The organism is Leclercia sp. AS011, assembly GCF_037152535.1.
In the GTDB taxonomy this organism is placed as follows: Bacteria; Pseudomonadota; Gammaproteobacteria; order Enterobacterales; family Enterobacteriaceae; genus Enterobacter.
On record NZ_JBBCMA010000016.1, the window covers coordinates 1 to 1385 of the forward strand.

Below are 1385 nucleotides of genomic sequence, written 5' to 3' on the forward strand. Positions count from 1 at the left end.
CGCCTTACCCGTATATGGACACCTCCCGTTATGCAAGCCATTCTGCATTTGTGTAACGGGAGTAAGATGCTTTCGTATATCCGGCCTCTCTTCCGGCACCGTCGTGCCCGGCCATGATGTTATCTGCACACCTGGTTCCATTCGGCCTAACGGCTTTGCTTCGCAGGGAGCCTTCGGGTAAACCGGAGTTTTCAGGTGTCGGTCTTACCTGTTACACATCTTTGCTTAATGACTCTGCAATCTCACGACAGGATTATTCTTCTCTCTCATTCTTACCGGTCCGTTTTACATCACACGATACTCTTCCTCCCGGCTCAGCACGGCCCACGCTATCCGGGCATTCTTGTTCGCCATGGCGACCGTTGCGACATTCCTGTTACGTCTTTCTGCCACTGACTGCAGCCACTGGCTTCGACGGTCTTCCCTGTTACCGCAGGCATTCAGGACGGCACGGGCTCCGTGGATCAGCAGGGTTCTCAGGTAGCTGTCACCCCGCTTACTGATGTGGCCCAGCCGGGTTTTCCCGCCGCTCGAGTGCTGCCGGGGAACCAGCCCCAGCCAGGCCGCCATCTCCCGCCCGCTTTTGAACTGCCGGGCATCACCCACTGCGGCAACCAGCGCGCTGGCGGTTACCGGGCCTATCCCGCTGATTTCCTGAAGCCGTCTGATACGGTCATCTTCCTGCGCCAGCTGTTTCAGCCGCCGGTCGTAACGTGCCAGCCGGTCATCCAGTATCTGTAGCTCCTCCGCTAACTCACACAGAAGACGGATAAAGCGGTTATCCCATTGTTCCTGCTGAGACAGTATCTCCGGCAGGGCCCGCCGGAGGGCAGCCAGTCCGACAGGAAGCGCAAGGCCGAACTCAGCCAGCATGCCGCGGATCTCATTGCTCAGCGCGGTTCTGTCCCGCAGCAGCCGGGCACGGACCCGGTGCTCAGCCTGCATACTCTGCTGGGCTTCGGACTTAACGGCCACATAGCGCATACCGGGGCGGCTGATGGCTTCACAGATGGCTTCGGCATCATTGGCATCATTTTTATTGCCCCTGAGATAAGGCTTGACGAACTGGGGCGGGATAATACGAACCCAGTGCCCGAGCCGGGTCAGCTCCCGGGCCCAGTAATGGGAAGAACCACAGGCTTCGATCCCGATAAGGCAGGGTTCAAGCTGTGCAAAGAAGTTCAGCATCCGGGAACGATGCAGGGTTTTACGCAGAACGACACGTTCATGGTGATCAACGGCATGAAGCTGGAAAACCTGTTTTGCGAGATCGAGGCCAATACGTTTAATATTCATGTGGACACCTCCCCCTGGGAACTGAAGTTAACACCTCAGTCTGGCACTCTGATGCCGTAAGGTGGGAGGTGTCCATCACATCGGCCTAC

At 57.5% G+C, this 1385-nt stretch carries 1 protein-coding gene; it reads right to left on the reverse strand.

The window, feature by feature from the left end; genetic code table 11:
• Nucleotides 1–285: 285 nt before the first annotated feature.
• Nucleotides 286–1296: an IS110 family transposase gene (locus WFO70_RS22290; protein ID WP_337019397.1), complete on the reverse strand. Its 1011-nt coding sequence runs from the start codon at nt 1294–1296 to the stop codon at nt 286–288.
• Nucleotides 1297–1385: the final 89 nt, after the last annotated feature.